This window comes from Curtobacterium sp. YR515 (assembly GCF_900113095.1).
Taxonomy (GTDB): Bacteria; Actinomycetota; Actinomycetes; order Actinomycetales; family Microbacteriaceae; genus Curtobacterium.
This window is the reverse complement of sequence record NZ_FOOD01000003.1, coordinates 283,780-299,970: the sequence shown is the minus strand read 5'-3', so window position 1 is coordinate 299,970 and position 16,191 is coordinate 283,780. Positions and strand designations below refer to the sequence as shown.

The 16,191-nt window shown below is 72.0% G+C and carries 15 protein-coding genes; 5 read left to right on the top strand and 10 right to left on the bottom strand.

The genetic code is table 11. The features are described 5' to 3' along the window. Positions 1-75 precede the first annotated feature (75 nt). A complete protein-coding gene (locus tag BM028_RS09540; RefSeq protein WP_092386198.1) occupies positions 76-1,059 on the bottom strand; it encodes a magnesium and cobalt transport protein CorA in 984 nt (327 codons plus the stop codon). Positions 1,060-1,248: 189 nt separating this feature from the next. Between BM028_RS09540 and BM028_RS09535 the strand changes: the two genes are divergently transcribed. Next, positions 1,249-2,052, top strand: coding sequence for a tryptophan-rich sensory protein (locus BM028_RS09535; RefSeq protein WP_092386196.1), 804 nt, complete (start codon positions 1,249-1,251; stop codon positions 2,050-2,052). 227 nt (positions 2,053-2,279) lie between these two features. Here the strand turns inward: BM028_RS09535 and ald are convergent, their stop codons facing one another. The 4 genes from ald to BM028_RS09515 form a co-directional block, all read right to left on the bottom strand. Beyond that, positions 2,280-3,380: an alanine dehydrogenase gene (gene ald / locus BM028_RS09530; protein ID WP_092386195.1), complete on the bottom strand. Its 1,101-nt coding sequence runs from the start codon at positions 3,378-3,380 to the stop codon at positions 2,280-2,282. 120 nt (positions 3,381-3,500) lie between these two features. Beyond that, the gene (locus BM028_RS09525; protein WP_092386193.1) at positions 3,501-4,889 is read right to left on the bottom strand and encodes an FAD-binding oxidoreductase; all 1,389 of its coding nucleotides are present in this window, start codon (positions 4,887-4,889) and stop codon (positions 3,501-3,503) included. A 9-nt stretch (positions 4,890-4,898) separates the two neighbouring features. After that, complete coding sequence (locus tag BM028_RS09520) at positions 4,899-5,885, bottom strand: AraC family transcriptional regulator (RefSeq protein WP_083403164.1); 987 nt, start codon at positions 5,883-5,885, stop codon at positions 4,899-4,901. Positions 5,886-5,935: 50 nt separating this feature from the next. Then, entirely contained in the window at positions 5,936-6,898 is a 963-nt protein-coding gene (locus tag BM028_RS09515; RefSeq protein ID WP_022905765.1) for a sugar-binding transcriptional regulator, read from the bottom strand. A gap of 180 nt (positions 6,899-7,078) precedes the next feature. Here BM028_RS09515 and BM028_RS09510 point away from each other — a divergent pair, with 180 nt between their 5' ends. Next, positions 7,079-8,821 (top strand): glycerol-3-phosphate dehydrogenase/oxidase, encoded by a 1,743-nt coding sequence (locus tag BM028_RS09510; protein WP_092386191.1) that lies wholly within the window; start codon positions 7,079-7,081, stop codon positions 8,819-8,821. A 73-nt stretch (positions 8,822-8,894) separates the two neighbouring features. Here the strand turns inward: BM028_RS09510 and BM028_RS09505 are convergent, their stop codons facing one another. Next, positions 8,895-9,551 (bottom strand): histidine phosphatase family protein, encoded by a 657-nt coding sequence (locus tag BM028_RS09505; protein WP_071302701.1) that lies wholly within the window; start codon positions 9,549-9,551, stop codon positions 8,895-8,897. Between the two features lie 28 nt (positions 9,552-9,579). Further along, positions 9,580-9,702, bottom strand: a complete 123-nt coding sequence (ykgO, locus tag BM028_RS09500) for a type B 50S ribosomal protein L36 (RefSeq protein WP_022905672.1) — start codon at positions 9,700-9,702, stop codon at positions 9,580-9,582. A 61-nt stretch (positions 9,703-9,763) separates the two neighbouring features. Between ykgO and BM028_RS09495 the strand changes: the two genes are divergently transcribed. Beyond that, positions 9,764-10,786, top strand: coding sequence for a GTP-binding protein (locus BM028_RS09495; protein WP_092386189.1), 1,023 nt, complete (start codon positions 9,764-9,766; stop codon positions 10,784-10,786). 40 nt (positions 10,787-10,826) lie between these two features. On the opposite strand, the gene BM028_RS09490 is transcribed toward BM028_RS09495, so the two are convergent. Continuing rightward, positions 10,827-12,347 (bottom strand): MFS transporter, encoded by a 1,521-nt coding sequence (locus BM028_RS09490; protein WP_092386187.1) that lies wholly within the window; start codon positions 12,345-12,347, stop codon positions 10,827-10,829. A 189-nt stretch (positions 12,348-12,536) separates the two neighbouring features. On the opposite strand from BM028_RS09490, the gene BM028_RS09485 reads away from it, so the two are divergent. Continuing rightward, positions 12,537-13,061, top strand: a complete 525-nt coding sequence (locus tag BM028_RS09485; RefSeq protein WP_092386185.1) for a DinB family protein — start codon at positions 12,537-12,539, stop codon at positions 13,059-13,061. 72 nt (positions 13,062-13,133) lie between these two features. On the opposite strand, the gene BM028_RS09480 is transcribed toward BM028_RS09485, so the two are convergent. After that, positions 13,134-14,096: a sugar-binding transcriptional regulator gene (locus BM028_RS09480; RefSeq protein ID WP_070418254.1), complete on the bottom strand. Its 963-nt coding sequence runs from the start codon at positions 14,094-14,096 to the stop codon at positions 13,134-13,136. Between the two features lie 25 nt (positions 14,097-14,121). Then, complete coding sequence (locus tag BM028_RS09475) at positions 14,122-14,928, bottom strand: GolD/DthD family dehydrogenase (protein WP_071295624.1); 807 nt, start codon at positions 14,926-14,928, stop codon at positions 14,122-14,124. A gap of 105 nt (positions 14,929-15,033) precedes the next feature. Between BM028_RS09475 and BM028_RS09470 the strand changes: the two genes are divergently transcribed. After that, positions 15,034-16,170, top strand: a complete 1,137-nt coding sequence (locus tag BM028_RS09470) for a zinc-binding dehydrogenase (RefSeq protein WP_071295623.1) — start codon at positions 15,034-15,036, stop codon at positions 16,168-16,170. The last annotated feature ends 21 nt before the right edge of the window (positions 16,171-16,191 follow it).

The following is a 16,191-nucleotide window of genomic DNA, read 5'->3' as shown; positions in this document are numbered from 1 at the left end:
ACGAGTCTCCCGCTCTGGGAGCGCTCCCAGCAAGTCGACGCGCGCACGGCGTGTGCGGATGCACACCGATCCGGGTCAGAACCAGCGCTTGACCTTGAACACCACCCACAGCGCCGCGGCGAACGCCACCATCGCGACGATCGCCAGCGGGTACCCCCACGTCCAGGAGAGCTCGGGCATGTGCGTGAAGTTCATGCCGTAGATCGCCGCGATGAGCGTCGGGGCGAAGAGGATCGCCGCCCAGCCCGAGATCTTCTTCGTGTCGTCGTTCTGCTTCTGCGCCGCGAGGGTCGAGTCGACCGTCAGCGCGTTCTGCAGCAGCTGCCGGAACGTGTCCAGTCGCTCCACCGTGCGGATCGCATGGTCGAGCACGTCGCGGAACCGACGCTGCATCTCCACCGGGAGGTGGTACTTCTCCGCCCCGCGGTGCAGGTTCTCGATGATGTGGATGAGCGGCCGGGCCGCGCGCTGGAAGTCCACGACCTCGCCGAACAGCTCGTAGATGCGACGGGAGACCCCGGCCTCGCCCGCGAAGAGCTGGTCCTCGATCTGGTTGATGTCCTCCTCGAGGCCGTCGATCACCGGCACGTACCCGTCGACGATCGAGTCCATCAGCGCCCAGAGCTGCGCCTGCGGGCCCACCGTCACGAGTCCCGGCTTGCCGCTCATCCGCTGGAGTGCCCGCGGGACGGTCTGCTTGCCACGGGGGTCGGCCTTCACGACCACGAGGAAGAAGTCCTCCCCGACGAAGGCGTGCACCTCGCCGAACGCGACCTCCTCCTGCTGGTCGTTGTACAGCGCGGGCTTGAGGACGACGAAGAGCGTCGAGCCGTAGCGCTCGAGCTTCGGCCGCTGGTGCCCCTCGGCGGAGTCCTCCACCGCGAGTTCGTGCAGGCCGAGCGCGACCGCGACGTCGCCGAGCTCCTCGGCGTCGGGCTGGTGGAGCACGATGCACGCGCTCGCTCCCTGGTCCTCGAGCATGCGGAAGGTGTCGTCGAGCGAGGGACTCGGGATCGGGGCGATCCGGTCGACGTAGACGGTGTTCAGTTCGACAGACACGTCACCACCGTACGCAGGGCGAGCGTGCGGGGGTCGGACGCGACCGACGTGCGGGCCAGGAGGCGCGGGTCGGGCCCGCACCGCGCCTCCAGTCCGACCCGTCCCCCGTCTGCTGGACGTGCGCTGCGCGCCGGGCCCGGCCACGCGCCTACGGTGCAGGTCATCAGCATGCTGACGAAAGGGGCTGACATGAAGAGGATCTGGAAGCGGATCGCAGTCGCGGTGAGCGCGGTGGTCGCGGTGGTCGGCGCGTTCGTCGGCTCGGGAGCCGCCGGCGGGACGCCGATCCAGGACGCTGCCGGCGGAGCACTCTCGGCCTCGTCGACGGCGATCGCGCCGGACGGGCCGGCGTTCTCGATCTGGAGCGTCATCTACGTCGGGCTGCTCGCCTACGCGATCCGCCAGTGCTTCCGCACCGCCGACGACGACCGGCACGCTCGGCTGACGGTGCCGGCGGTGCTCTCGCTCCTGCTCAACGCGGCGTGGATCCTGAGCGTGCAGTTCGGGTTCCTGTGGTTGAGCGAGCCGATCATCGTCGCGCTGCTCGCCGTGCTGGTGTGGACGTTCGTGCTGCTGCGGCGGTCGAAGCCCTCCGGGATCGTCGAGGCGATCGTCACCGACGGCACGTTCGGGCTCTACCTGGGGTGGGTGTGCGTCGCGACGGCGGCGAACACGGCCGCGGTGCTGACGGCCGCGGGCTTCCGGGGCTTCGGGCTGTCGCTGGACGTCTGGGGCGTGGTGATCGCGCTCGTGGCCGGGCTCGTCGGGGTGCTCCTCGCGGTGTGGGGCCGGGGACGCCTGGCGCCGACGGCGTCGCTCGCGTGGGGGTTGGCGTGGGTCGCGGTCGCTCGGCTCGACGGGCCGCTCGTGTCGACGCCGACCGCCGTCGCGGCGGTGGTGGCCGCGGCTGCGGCGGTCGTCGTGACGCTCGTGGTGCGGGCTCGCGCGGGGTGGCGCGGCGCGGCTGCGCCGGCGCGCGTCGCGGCCGCCTAGCGGCGCGCGGGGCTGCGCTTCCGACGTTTCGCGCTGAGCGACAGTTCACGGCCCGCGGGCCGCGTGAACTGTCGCTCAGCGCGAAAGTGCGCGCCGCCACGCGCGGCTCGCGGGCGGCAGCCGAGACTCGGCTGGGCGGACACCTTGGCGGGCTGGGCGCCGCGAAACCGTCCGTCGGGCCGAGTCTCGGCGAAGCGCCGCGCCGCGCCGCGCCGCGGCGCCCGCGCTCAGCGCGCCGCGGCCGCCAGGCCGTGCGCCGCCGCCACGGCGGCGTTCACGACCTGGCCCGCGTGCACGTTCACCCCGAGCGCCAGGGCCGGGTCGGCAGCGGTCGCCGCCTCCCACCCCTGGTTCGCGATCGCCACGGCGTAGGGCAGCGTCGCGTTCGTCAGCGAGATCGTCGAGGTGCGCGGCACCGCTCCCGGCATGTTCGCCACGCAGTAGAAGACGGTGTCGTGCACGGCGAACGTCGGGTCGTCGTGCGTGGTCGGGTGCGATCCCTCGAAGCACCCGCCCTGGTCGATCGCGATGTCGACGAGCACCGACCCGGGCTGCATGTCCGCCACCATGGCGTCGGTCACGAGCTTCGGCGCCGAGGCCCCGGGGATCAGCACCGACCCGATGACGAGGTCGGCCTCGCGCAGGGCCGAGGCGATCGCGTGCGCCGAGGACCGCAGCGTCGTGATGCGTCCGTCGAACCGGGCGTCCAGCGCACGCAGGCGCGGCAGGCTGATGTCGAACACGGTGACCTCGGCGCCGAGGCCGAGCGCCATCGTCGCCGCGTGCTCGCCCGCGACCCCGCCGCCGATCACGACGACGCGGCCCTTCGGGGTGCCGGGCACGCCGCCGAGCAGGAGCCCGCGCCCGCCGTTCGCCCGCATCAGGTGGTTCGCGCCGACCTGCGCCGACAACCGCCCGGCGATCTCGGACATCGGTGACAGCAGGGGCAGCGACCGGTCCGGCAGCTGCACGGTCTCGTACGCGATGGCCGTCGCCCCGGACTCGACGAGCGCGTCGGTCAGCGGCCGGTCCGCGGCGAGGTGCAGGTAGGTGAACAGGACCTGCCCTGGTCGGATCGAGGCGTACTCGGCGGCGACCGGCTCCTTGACCTTCAGGATCATCTCGGCGCGCGCCCAGACCTCGGCGGCCGTCGGGACGATGGTGGCCCCGGCCGCGGCGTACTCGGCGTCCGGGAAGGACGACCCGTCACCGGCTCCAGACTGCACGAGCACCTCGTGTCCGTGCAGCGCCAGCTCGGCGACACCGGCGGGTGTCGCGGCGACGCGGAACTCGTTGTTCTTGACTTCGGTTGGGACGCCGATCAGCATCACTGACTCCTTCGTGGGCGGTGCGCGTTCGACACCCACGATGCGCCGAGGTTCGTTACAGGACTGTTTCGGCCGAACATCTGAGCAATGTGGCCTGGTTCCGTGTGCCGAGATTCGGCGTCAGAACACCTTGCCCGGGTTGAGGATCCCCGCGGGGTCGAACACCCGTCGGATCCCCCGCTGCAGCTCGAGCACGTCGTCGCCGAGCTCGTCGCCGATCCACCGCCGCTTGAGCACCCCCACGCCGTGCTCCCCCGTCAGCGTCCCGCCGAGCTCGATCGCCGCCCGGAACATCGCGTCGGCCGCGTCCCACACGTGCTGCGGCACCTCGTCGCCCTCGAACACGAAGTTCGGGTGCAGGTTGCCGTCCCCGGCGTGCGCGACGGTGGGGATCGCGATGCCGTACTGCTCCCCGATGGCCTCGACGCGCGCGAACATCTCGGCGAGCCGACTGCGCGGCACCGCGACGTCCTCGATGAGGACCCGGCCACGCGCCTCCATGGCCGGGTGGAACGACCGGCGGATCGTCAGCAGGCGGTCGCGTTCCGCCGCCGACCCGGCCAGGCGCACGGTCCCGCCCTCGGCCTGGAGGCGCGGCACGGCTCCCAGCGCCGCCTCCGTCGCACCCGGCCCGTCGTACTCCACGAGGAGGAACACCCCGCCCGCCGCGGTGCTCCCCACCGTCTCGGCGATCACCTGCGGCCCGAGGTGGGCCGCGATCCCCTCGAGTGCGGCGGCGTCGAGCAGTTCAACCGTCGACGGACGCTCCGCCCCGGCGACGACGGACGCCGCGGCGCGGGCGGCGGCCTCGACGGTCGGGTAGACGGCGCCGAGGGTGGCCGGCTCCCCCGCCGGGATCGGCACGAGCCGGACGGTCGCGCCGACGATCACCCCGAGCGTGCCCTCCGACCCGACGAGCAGCGCCGTGAGGTCGAGGCCGGTGACGCCCTTGACGGTGCGGTGCCCGGTGGCGACGAGCCGCCCGTCCGCGAGGACGACGTCGAGGCCGAGCACCGCTTCTCTGGTGACGCCGTACTTCACGCACCGGAGGCCGCCCGCGTTCGTGGCGATGTTCCCGCCGACGCTCGCGATGGCCGCACTCGCCGGGTCGGGCGCGAACCGCAGGCCGTGTTCGGCGACGGCCGCGTTCAGGTCGCCGTTCAGCACGCCGGGCTCCACCACCGCGTACTCGTCCTCCGTCGAGACCGAGACGATGCGGTCCATGCGCGCCACGCTCAGGACGACGGTGCCCTCGGTGCCGTTCGCCCCGCCCGCCAGCCCGGTGCCGGCGCCGCGCGGGACGACCGGGACGCCGAGGCCGGAGCACGTCCGGAGGGTCGCCTGCACATCCTCGACCGTCCGGGCGTCGACCACGGCGACGGGCCCACCCGGGGCGATCCAGCCGGACTTGTCCGTCCGTGCCGCGTCGAGCACTCCGCGCTCCGTCCGGACGACCACGCCGTCCGGGTCGGCGAGGGCGGAACGGAGGGCGGTGACGACGGTGTCCATCCCGCCACGCTACCGAGCGCGGAGGGACTCGCTCGGCAGTTCCCCGAACCGTGCCCGGTACGTGGCCGAGAAGCGCCCGAGGTGCCCGAAGCCCCACGCCCTGGCGATGTCGGCCACCGAGGTGTCGTCACGGTCGCCACGAAGCAGGTCGGCACGGGCACCGTCGAGCCGGACGCCGCGGAGCAGGTCGCCCGGTGTCTGGTCGAGGTGCCGGCGGAGGGACTGCTGCAGGCCGCGCGGGCTGAGCCCCGCCGCCGCGGCGATCTCCGGCGTCCCGATCGCGTCGCGCGCGTGCTCGTGGACGTACTCGAGCGCACGGCGGACCCGCTCGTGCTCGGGCCCGCTGCCGGTGACCGTCGTGCGCCAGCGGCTCCGCTCGGGGAAGGCCGCGACCGCCGCGGTGGCGAACGCCTCGGCGATGTCACGCCGGGCGACCGCGGTGAGCTCGTGCCCGACGTCCAGCCAGGTCGACGAGTACGCCCGCACGACCGACTGCCAGGCCCGCATGCCGTCGGCGGTCGGGCGGCGGAGCGCTTCGAACGCGAAGTCGTCCTCGCCGACGACCGAGCGGAGGAACCCCGCGTCGAGGTGCACGAGGTTGAGGCCGATGTCGCGGTGGTGCAGTTCGTACGTGTCGGCGAAGGGCAGCACGACCGGGACGCCCGGTTCGAGCTCGACGCTCGTGCCGCCGTACGTGATCGTGCTCGACCCGCTGCGCATCCAGGCGACCAGGAACGCGTCGTCGACACGGCTGTCGCTCCGCAGGTCGACCAGGAAGCGCGAGGACCGGAGCGACAACAGCTCGTCGCCCACGCCGGCGAAGTCCCAGCGGGTGTCGCGGTGGGTCCGCCGGACCGCGGGCGAGCGGAAGTCGTAGTCCCCGGTGAAGAAGGCGAGCGCCTGGTCGACGTCGGTGCCCGCGATCCGCCGCGAGTACCGCGTGTCCCCGACGCTGCAGGCGCCACCGGAGTGGCGGGTGTCCATCGTGGCAACCATGGTCGAGAACCTACGGGGCACCACCGACAATCCGGACCGCGCACCCGGGGTCAGGGCTGCAGGATCGCCTGCCCGACGCTCTCGTCGAGGATGAGGTCGGTGATCAACCCGGCGGCGAGGGCACCCTTCAGCGACGCGGCCTTCGAGCGTCCGGCCACGACGCAGACCCGCCGCGGCGCACGCTTGATCGTGTCGAGGTCCGGAGCCCCGGCTCGAGCGTTCACCCCGATGTCCTTCCACGATCCGTCCGCGCGGTAGAACACCGTCGAGACGTCACCGACGACCTGGGCCTTGGTCAGCTCGTCGCGGTCGGACGGGTCGAGGTACCCGCCGGAGTACACGTGCGAGGGCACCGGGGCCTGGGGCGCTCCGACACCGAACACGACGAGGTCCATGCGCTCGTGCAGGTCGAGCACCCGGCGGATCGAACGCTCCCGGAAGAGCGCCTGCTTCGTGGCCGGGTCGTCGAAGAACGCCGGGACCGGGAACTGCTGCACGAACGCGCCGTACGCCTCGCCGAACCGCCGCAGGATCTCGGACGCGTAGACGATGCCCGTCGTCCGGGTGTTCGCGGCGCCGTTGATCTGCACCACCGTGGAGCCGTGCGTGGTCTTCGGCACGAGGTAGCGGCTCACCGCGCTGACGGTCGAGCCCCACGAGATCCCGATCACCATGTTCGACTCGACGTACTGCGTCAGGATGCGCGCAGCGGACAGCGCGACGCGTTCGAGTCGGTCGACGTCGCTGGTGTGGTCCGGCACCGGCACGACGTGCGCGTGCACCCCGAAGCGCGATCGGATGCTCCGGCTGAGCGCCGCGGCCTGGTCGAGGGGCGAGCGGATCTGGATGTCGACGAGTCCGGTGTCCCGCGCGTACTTCAGCAGGCGGGAGACCGACGACCGCGAGGTGCCGAGCTCGTCGGCGATCGCGTCCATCGTCAGGTCCTGCAGGTAGTACAGATGCGCGGCGCGCAGCGCCTGCTGCGTGCGCATGGGCTGCGCTGCGTCACTCATGGGAACCGAGCATGCACGGACGTGCACGGCCTCTGCAACCCCTGTCGTGCCTCCCGACCCTCGATCGGCCCGTCCGGACACGTGTGCTGCACGTTCGTGCACGCGAGTTGCCCGCCTTCTCACGGAGGCGCACGATCGATGTCGAACCACCACGGAACCCACGAAGGAAGCGACGCAGCAATGTCGAAGAAGACGCAGCCCCGGAACACGGTGAACGCGCTCACGGAGCGCCCGAACGCACAGGTCCTCGTGGTCGGTGGCGGCATCAACGGCATCGCCACCTTCCGCGACCTCGCCCTGCAGGGGGTCGACGTGGCCCTCGTCGAGCGCGGTGACTACGCCTCGGGCGCGTCCGCCGCGTCGAGCCACATGATCCACGGCGGCATCCGGTACCTCGAGAACGGCGAGTTCCGCCTCGTCCGCGAGAGCGTGCAGGAGCGCAACGGCCTCATCCGCATCGCCCCGCACTACGTCAAGCCGCTGCAGACCACGATGCCGATCTTCTCGACTTTCTCGGGCATCATGAACGCCCCGCTGCGGATGCTCACGCACAAGCAGCGCTCGACGAAGGAGCGCGGTGCCGCGCTCATCAAGATCGGCATGACGATCTACGACTCCTTCTCGCGCGACGGCGGTTCGGTCCCGAAGCACCGCTTCCTCACGAAGAAGGCCGCGCTCGCGGACATGCCGGCGCTCAACAAGGACCTCAAGTACACGGGCACCTACTACGACGCCTCGGTGCACGAGCCGGAGCGCCTGGCGCTCGACGTGCTCAAGGACGGCCTCGCCGCGGGGACGGGTGAGGGCTCGGCGTCGACCGCCCGTGCGGTGAACTACGTCGAGGCCGCCGGGACCCGCGACGGTGGCGTCCTGCTCCGCGACCGTGAGACCGGCGAGGAGTTCGTCTTCACGGCGGACGTCGTCGTGAACGCGTCCGGTCCCTGGACCGACCTCACGAACCAGGCGTTCGGCGGCGAGACGAAGTTCATGGGCGGCACGAAGGGCTCCCACATCGTCGTCGACAACCCCGAGCTGCTCGAGGCGACGAAGGGCCGCGAGCTGTTCTTCGAGAACAACGACGGCCGCATCGTGCTCATCTACCCGCTCAAGGGCCGGGTGCTCATCGGCACGACGGACATCGACGCCGACCCGGCGAAGCCCGTCACCACCACCGACGAGGAGATCGACTACTTCTTCGGCCTGGTGGAGCACGTCTTCCCGCAGATCGAGCTCACCCGCGACCACATCGTCTACAGCTACTCCGGCATCCGCCCGCTCCCCCGGCACGAGGACACCGCCCCCGGCTTCGTCTCGCGCGACTACCGGATCGTGGACACCCCGATCGCCGGGCTGCCGCGGACCACGGTGCTGTCGCTCGTCGGCGGCAAGTGGACCACGTTCCGCGCCCTCGCCGCGCACCTCTCCACCGACGTCACGACGAAGCTCGGCATCACCCGGACGGTCGACACGACCGGCATGGCGATCGGCGGCGGCAAGGACTTCCCGACCACGGACGCCCAGCGCGCCCTCTGGATCAAGTCGCACCGCGACGGTCTCGACGCGTCCGTCGTCGAGGGGCTGCTCGAGCGCTACGGCACCCGTGCCGCCGAGGTCGTCGACGTCCTGGTCGACGGACCGGTCGAGCCCCTCGAGTCGGACCCGGCGCTGACCCGCGCCGAGGTCGCGTACTTCGCGGAGCACGAGCAGGCCGTGCACCTGGTCGACGTGGTGCTGCGCCGCACGAACCTCGCGTTCGTCGGCGGCGTCACGATCGACCTGCTCGACGAGCTGGCCGACGTGCTCGCCGGGTCGCTCGGCTGGACGCCCGAGGAGCGTGCGGACGAGGTCCAGCAGACGCTCGACGTCCTGCGCAAAGCGCACCGGGTGATCGTGCCGCTGACGTCCGCATCGCAGCTCGCGTAGTCCACGCGACCGACCACGGACGGGAGGCGCGGTGCCAGCTGGCACCGCGCCTCCCGTCCGTCTGCTGGTCGCGTCAGAACCGCTCGCCGGTCGGGTCCTGCGCCGTCCGGTCGATGAGCTGCTCGCCACCGACGGGCTCGCCCTCCCAGTCGACGAGGCGCCAGCCGTCGTCGAACGACCCCTCGAGCTCGACGATCCCGGTGTTCTCGAGGTGGCGCTTCGTGCCGAAGTGGTCCGGCGTGTTGTCGGCCGCGGCACTCGCCCACGTCCGGATGGCCGCTCCGTGGCTGACCGCGGCCGCCACGTCGACGCCGGTCTCGAGGATCTGCCGGACCGCGTCGTCGTAGCGCGCGAAGAACTCGACGCCGCTCTCGGCACCGGGCATCCGGGTGGTGCGGTCCCCGAGCGACCAGCCGTGCACGGTCGAGATGTACGTCTGCACGGACACCTGGTCGCGCTTGCCCTGGGTGTCGCCGGCCTCGATCTCGCGGAGGCCCGGCAGCACCACCGGCTCGAGGCCGAGCGACGTGGCGAGGGGCGCCGCGGTGATCTGCGTGCGGACCATCGTCGAGACGAACAGCCGCTCGATCCCCCGGTCGGCGAGCGCTGCCGGCAGGGCGTCGGCCTGCTGCTGCCCGAGTTCGGTCAGGCCCGGTCCGGGGACGACGGCGTCGAGCACGCCGTTCACGTTCGCTGGGGTCTGGCCGTGGCGGATGAGCAGCAGTCGCATGGAGCCACCCTACGGAACGCCGGTGACGTCACCCCTGCCGGGTGTTCCACCGGGGGTTCTGCTTGTTGATGACGTAGACACGGCCGCGGCGGCGGACCACCTGCGACCCCGGGATCTTCTTGAGCGCCTTGAGCGAGTTGCGGACCTTCACGAGCGACCTCCTGCGTCGGTGTCCTCATTGTTGAGAACGATGATCATGTACATTAGCCGACATGCGTCCCGCCGCCATCACCCTCGTCTCCGCCCTGCACGACGTCGACGCCGACCGCGTGGCCGTCCGGCTCGCGACCGGTCACCGGATGCACGCGCCCGCGAACGCCGTCGCCGCGGTCCGAGCCGTCGCCGACCGCGCCGAGCACCTCGACCGGGTCTGCGGGCCGGATGCCGACCACGGGCTCGTCGTCACGCTCCCGCCGGGTGCCGACACGCGTGCGGTGGGGATGATGCTCGCCAACGCCGCGCGCGCGGAGACCGGCGACGACCGGGTGCTCCGCCACGTGGTGAGCGTGCTGCGCGCGGACGACGTGGCGCACCTGCTCTGGTCCGAGGTCGACGACGCGTTCGTCGCGGCCGACCGCGTGGCGTCGCTCGTCGAGTACGCCACGGTGATCGTCCTCGACCGGGTCGGCCCGGTGCCGCTGGGGCGCCGCCGCGGACTGCTCGCGCTGCTCCACCGGTTGGCCCCGCAGGCGGTCGTCGTGGCGCTCTCGTCGATTGGGAGCGCGGCCGACCTGCCCGCGTCGAACGGCGGAGCGGCGCGGGTCCTCGCCCAGGGAGCGGGATGGATGCGCGCACTCTCGGGCTCGGGCGGACGGGACCCGCGGGACGGCCTGGTCGCGCTGCGCTACCGGGAGCCGCTGCCCTTCCACCCCGGCCGCCTCGCGTCGGTGATCGAACGGGAGCTGACCGCGGGGCGGAACGGCCGGGTGCTGCGGTCCCGTGGGTTCTTCCGGCTCGCCTCCCGGCCGGACCACGTCGGGTCGTGGTCGAGCCTCGGGGCGATGCTGGCGCTCGACCCGACCGCGAACCCGTCGTGGGACGCGGACGCGCCGATCGGGCAGGCGCTCTGGTTCGTCGGCGAGCGGTTGGACGTGCCGGCCATCGAGCGGGCGCTGGACGGGGCGCTCCTCACGTCGGACGAGCTGCTCGCGGGGCCGGAGGTGTGGCGCACGTGGGTCGACCCGTTCCCGGTGTGGCCGGCGCTCGACCCGTCGGAGGAGCACCGGAAAGAGTGACGCCCGCGCCTCCCGTCCGTGGTCGCGTCAGCAGGCCGCGTCAGCGCACCGCGCTCATCTCCCGCTCGCGCGCACGGCGGGCAGCGTCCTCGGCGGCGAACGGCAGGTCCCCCAGGTCGAGGTTCGGGTTCGTGTCCTGCGTGAGGACGAGCTCGCGGGCTTCCTCAGCGGTCTCCACCGCCGGCATCGACCCCGGCAGCGGGCGTCGCGAGGACTCCTTCATGCAGAAAACCCCGATCGCCCCGACGACGCTCATCGCCATCAGGAAGTACGCCGGCGCGAGCTCGTCGCCCGTCGCCGTGAGCAGGGCCTGCACGATGAGGGGCGTGGTCCCGCCGAACACCGCGATCGCGATGTTGTAGGCGAACCCCATGCCGCCGTACCGGGTCGACGTCGGGAACAGCGCCGGCAGCGAGGCCGCCTGGTTCGAGACCCACAGCGCCGTCATGAGCGCGAGGAGCCCGAGCCCGGCGAGCGTCGACCACTGCGCGCCGTGCCCGATCAGCAGGAACGCCCGGACGACGAGCACGACGGTGGTCGCGGCACCGATCCACATCACGACGCGACGGCCGAGCTTGTCGGACAGCTTGCCCGTGAGCGGGAGCATCACCGCGAGCAGCACGAGCACCGGGATGGTGAGCAGCGTGCCGTCGAGCGCCGAGTAGCCGAGCGAGTCGGTGAGGTACGTCGGCATGTACGAGGTCAGCGCGTACCCGACGGTGTTCGACGCGGCGACGAGCATCACGGCGATGACGATCGGGCGCCAGTGGTCGCGGACCATGACGAACACGTTCGCCGGGCGCTCCCCGGACAGCGAGGCACGGGTCTCGGACGCGGCCTCCTGCGCGGCCTGGGTGGCCTGGAACACCGGCGACTCCTCGATGCGCAGGCGGAAGTAGATCGCGACGACGCCGATCACCCCGGCGGCGAGGAACGGGAAGCGCCAGCCGTAGGCGGTCATCGCCTCCTCACCCAGGGTGAGCTGCAGCACCGAGACGACGGTGGCCCCGAGCGCGAAGCCCAGGTAGCTGCCGAAGTCGAGGATGCTGGCGAAGAAGCCGCGGCGGCGGTCCGGCGCGTACTCGGTCACGAACGTCGTCGCGCCGGCGTACTCACCGCCGGTCGAGAAGCCCTGCGCGAGCTTGAGCACGACGAGGACGATCGGCGCGAACACGCCGATCGTGGCGTAGGCGGGCAGCGCCCCGATGAGGAACGTGGACGCCGCCATCATGATGAGCGTCGTCGCGAGGACCTTCTGCCGCCCGATGCGGTCACCGAGACGACCGAACACGATGCCGCCGAGCGGCCGGGCGATGTACGTCGCCGCGAAGACACCGAGGCTGAACAGGATCTGGACCGAGGGTTCGGCCGTGGGGAGGAAGACCTTCCCCATCGTGACGGCCAGGTAGCCGTAGACGCCGACGTCGTACCACTCCATGGTGTTGCCGACGACCATGCCGCTCACGGCACGGCGCATCATGCTCTTGTCGACCACGGTGACGTCGCTCTCGCGCAGGCGTCGGTGCGGTCGGGTGGGGGTACTGCTGGGATCGGAGCCCATGCATCTCTCCTCGAGGATCGGCGGGCCGACGGGTACCGGCCCGGGAACAGCGGACGACGTTACCGAGCAACCGAAATGTCATTGGCCGGTGATTCACAGGAACCGGCGTGTCACCCGAACGGGGGTCAGCGCCGATCGCCTCGGGCACGCGGATCGGGGCGGACGGTAACGAGGCCATAACATCCAGTCATGGCGATCGAACCCGAGACGAAGAACTGGACGTGGGTCATCGAGTCCGCGTGCCCCGAGTGCGGCTACGACGGCAGTGCGGTCACGATCCGCGACGTCCCGGGGATCATCGACGCGAACACCTCGGCGTGGCCGGCGGTCCTCGACCGTGCGGACGTGCGCGACCGCCCCGACGACCACACCTGGTCACCGCTCGAGTACGCCGCGCACGTGCGTGACGTCCACCGGAAGATGGCGGAGCGGTTGACGCTCATGCTCACCGAGGACGCCCCGACCTTCCCGAACTGGGACCAGGACGCCACGGCCGTCGAGGACCGCTACGGCGAGCAGGACCCCGCCGCCGTCGTGCGGGAGCTCGGCGAGGCGGCGCACCGTGCTGCCCGGGCCTTCGACGACGTCCGGGAGGACCAGCTGGGACGCACCGGCCTCCGGTCCGACGGCAGCGCGTTCACCGTCGCCACGCTCGCCACCTACTACGCGCACGACCCGGTGCACCACCTGTGGGACGTGCGGCGCACGCAGTAGACGCACCATCTGTGGGCCTGGAGGCGCGGTGCGGGCCCGCACCGCGCCTCCGGGCCCACAGGTGGGGACCGCTCAGGCGAGCGCGTCCAGCAGGGCGCGCGCCGTGGCCGCGTCGGTGACCAGCTCGTTGACGAGACGCCCGCGGACGGCGCCGACGATGCTCGACACCTTCGCGGCACCGACCGCGACGCCGATCGCGTGCGGGACGGCGGAGAGGACCTCGCGGGAGGTGCGCACCATCCGGTCGCTGCCCGGGAACTCGATCGCCGAGCCGTCCGCGGCGTAGAAGTTGAGGCAGACGTCACCCGCCGCCTGGTCGAAGACGGCGTCCTCGACCGGGACGCCCCGCGCGAGTGCGTCGCGGGTCGGGGTCGGCGCGCCGATGCCGAGGATGGCGCCCTTCGCCCGACCCCACAGGCCGACGACGTGCTGGAACGCGGGGTCCTCGTCGAGCGAGGACCGCATCGCCGGTGACGGCAGGGCTTGTGCGAACAGGAACGCCGGGATCGCGCCGGAGTGCTCGGCGGCGGCGCGGGTGATCTCGTTCGTCTGGAACCACGGCATCGGGTCGGCCTGCCCGCCGACCGTCGGGACGAGCTGCACGCCCGGCAGCTGCGGCATGCCCGCGTGCGCGACGTCGTACACCGTCCGACCCGACGACATGAGCACGGCGTCGCCCGGCACGAGCCCCATCCCCTCGACCGCGGCGGCGAGCGGGGCGGCGAGGTCGGCGCCGAGCGTGGCGGTGTGCGTCACGGCGGCGAGGTGCACGGCACGGAGTCCGAGCACCACCTGCAGCCGTTCGGCGAGCGCGACGGTCTCGTCCTGGAACGGGTCGACGACCTCGATCCGGACCAGGCCGGCCTTCCGTGCCTCGGCGACGAGCCGGCTGACCGTCGGACGGGACACTCCGAGGCGCGAGGCGATCTCGACCTGGGTGGCGTCCTCGAGGTAGTACATCCGCGCGGCCTGGTAGACGGTGTCGAGCGGGAAGCGGGTCCGGGCACCCTCGGCGGCGGGGTTCTCGGCGGACATGGGGCGATCGTAGCCCTGGCACACGTCAGCGGATCGTGAACCCGCCGTCCACGCGGAGGTCGGCGCCGTTCACCATGGCGCTCGACTCCCCGGCGAGGAACAGGACGGCGGCGGCGATCTCGTCGGGTGTCGCGAACCGTCCGGTGGGGATCTCGTCCTGGTGGCGCAGGCCCTTCTCGTTCGCCCACGCCCCGCGGCCGAGGTCGGTCAGCACGACCGTCGGCGACACGGTGTTGACGGTGACGCCCCGTCCGCCCCACTCGAGCGCGAGCACGCGGGTGAGCCCGATGACACCGGCCTTCGACGCGCAGTACGCCGCGTGGCCGTCGATGCCGACGTGCGCTGCCTGCGAGGCGATGTTCACGATCCGGCCGTACCCGGCGGCGAGCATGTGGCGCCCGACGGCCTGGGCGACCCGGTAGGTGCCGGTGAGGTTGACGTCGATGGTCGTGGCCCAGGCACCGGGGTCGAGGTCCTCGGCGGGGGCGAGCAGCGCGACGCCGGCGCAGTTCACGAGGACGTCGATCCGGCCGGCGGCACCGGTGACGGCGGCGACCGCGCGGGCCACCGACGTCTCGTCCGTGACGTCGCAGCCGAGGCCGAGGTGGGCCGGTTCGCCGGGGGTCGGCAGCGCTGCCGCGGCGGCTGCTGCGCCGTCCGCCCGCACGTCGACGACGGCGACCCGGGCACCGCGGGCCGCGAGGGCCACGGCGATCGCGTTGCCGATGCCGGACGCCCCACCCGTGACCACCGCCGTGCGGCCGCTGAAGTCGTTCGTCAGGTCGATCGTGTCCGGGCCCGGTCGGAGGGCTGCGGCGAAGTCGGTGGTCATGTTCGCTCCCTTGCGTTGCGCCGACCGTACCAGAAATTGTGTTCTGGACAAACGTTCCGCGAGGTGTACAGTCGTCGCCGAAGCACCCCGACGAAGGAGCAGCTCATGTCGACGACGACCGAGAACGCGACCACCACGGCCGCGACGCCCACCGAGATCCCGACCACGATGCGCGCCGTCGTGGTCCACGGTCCCGAGGACTACCGCCTCGAGACCCGCCCCGTCCCGACCCCCGGACCCGGCGAACTCCTGCTCCGCACCGACGCCGTCGGCATCTGCGCGAGTGACCTGAAGTGCTACCACGGCGCCGCGAAGTTCTGGGGCGACGAGAACCGTCCGGCCTGGGCTGAGAAGGACCGGATCCCCGGCCACGAGTTCGTCGGCACGATCGTCGCCGGTGACGACGCCGCCCTCACCAAGCGCGGGGTGTCCGTGGGCGACCGGATCGCCTGCGAGCAGATCGTGCCGTGCTGGGAGTGCCGCTACTGCCTCGAGGGCGCGTACTGGATGTGCAACGTGCACGACATGTTCGGCTTCAAGGGCTACGACGGCGCGATGGCCGAGTACGTCCTGGTGCCGGCGAAGGCCCTGACCCACCCGGTGTCGAGCGCCCTCCCCGGGCAGGTCGCCGCCTTCGCCGAGCCGCTCTCGTGCGCGTTCCACGCCGTCGAGCGGGGCGACATCAAGTTCGGCGACACCGTCGTCATCGCGGGCGCCGGGCCGATCGGGCTCTCCGCGATCGCCGGTGCCCGCCAGAAGAACCCGCTGCGGATCATCGCGCTCGACGTCGTCGAGGACAAGCTCGAACTCGCCCGCAAGGTCGGTGCCGACATCACGATCAACATCGCCCAGGACGACGCGGTCGCCCGGGTCAAGGAACTCACCGACGGGTACGGCGCCGACGTCTACATCGAGGCGACCGGGCACCCGTCCGCGGTCCCGCAGGGCCTCAACCTGCTCCGCAAGCTCGGCACGTTCGTCGAGTACTCGGTCTTCAAGGACAACGTGTCCGTCGACTGGTCGATCATCTCGGACGACAAGGAGCTCGACGTCCGCGGTGCCCACCTCGGCCCGCACACCTGGCCGGCGGCGATCAAGCTGCTCGAGGCCGAGACCCTGCCGATGTCGGAGATCTGCACGCACCAGTTCCCGCTCGAGCGCTTCCAGGAGGCCCTCGACCTCGTCGGCGACTCCGCGGGCGCGAGCGTCAAGGTCTCGATCATCCCGTCCCTGCAGGCCTGAGCCGCAGCCACAACAGGAGTC

Coding starts and splice junctions, on each gene's coding strand:
- ald (WP_092386195.1), bottom strand. CDS start 3,380: ATGCTGATCGGCGTCCCAACCGAAGTCAAGAACAACGAGTTCCGCGTC.
- BM028_RS09470 (WP_071295623.1), top strand. CDS start 15,034: ATGTCGACGACGACCGAGAACGCGACCACCACGGCCGCGACGCCCACC.
- BM028_RS09525 (WP_092386193.1), bottom strand. CDS start 4,889: ATGGACACCGTCGTCACCGCCCTCCGTTCCGCCCTCGCCGACCCGGAC.
- BM028_RS09490 (WP_092386187.1), bottom strand. CDS start 12,347: ATGGGCTCCGATCCCAGCAGTACCCCCACCCGACCGCACCGACGCCTG.
- BM028_RS09515 (WP_022905765.1), bottom strand. CDS start 6,898: ATGAGTGACGCAGCGCAGCCCATGCGCACGCAGCAGGCGCTGCGCGCC.
- BM028_RS09510 (WP_092386191.1), top strand. CDS start 7,079: ATGTCGAAGAAGACGCAGCCCCGGAACACGGTGAACGCGCTCACGGAG.
- BM028_RS09480 (WP_070418254.1), bottom strand. CDS start 14,096: ATGTCCGCCGAGAACCCCGCCGCCGAGGGTGCCCGGACCCGCTTCCCG.
- BM028_RS09495 (WP_092386189.1), top strand. CDS start 9,764: ATGCGTCCCGCCGCCATCACCCTCGTCTCCGCCCTGCACGACGTCGAC.
- BM028_RS09505 (WP_071302701.1), bottom strand. CDS start 9,551: ATGCGACTGCTGCTCATCCGCCACGGCCAGACCCCAGCGAACGTGAAC.
- BM028_RS09520 (WP_083403164.1), bottom strand. CDS start 5,885: ATGGTTGCCACGATGGACACCCGCCACTCCGGTGGCGCCTGCAGCGTC.
- BM028_RS09475 (WP_071295624.1), bottom strand. CDS start 14,928: ATGACCACCGACTTCGCCGCAGCCCTCCGACCGGGCCCGGACACGATC.
- BM028_RS09485 (WP_092386185.1), top strand. CDS start 12,537: ATGGCGATCGAACCCGAGACGAAGAACTGGACGTGGGTCATCGAGTCC.
- BM028_RS09535 (WP_092386196.1), top strand. CDS start 1,249: ATGAAGAGGATCTGGAAGCGGATCGCAGTCGCGGTGAGCGCGGTGGTC.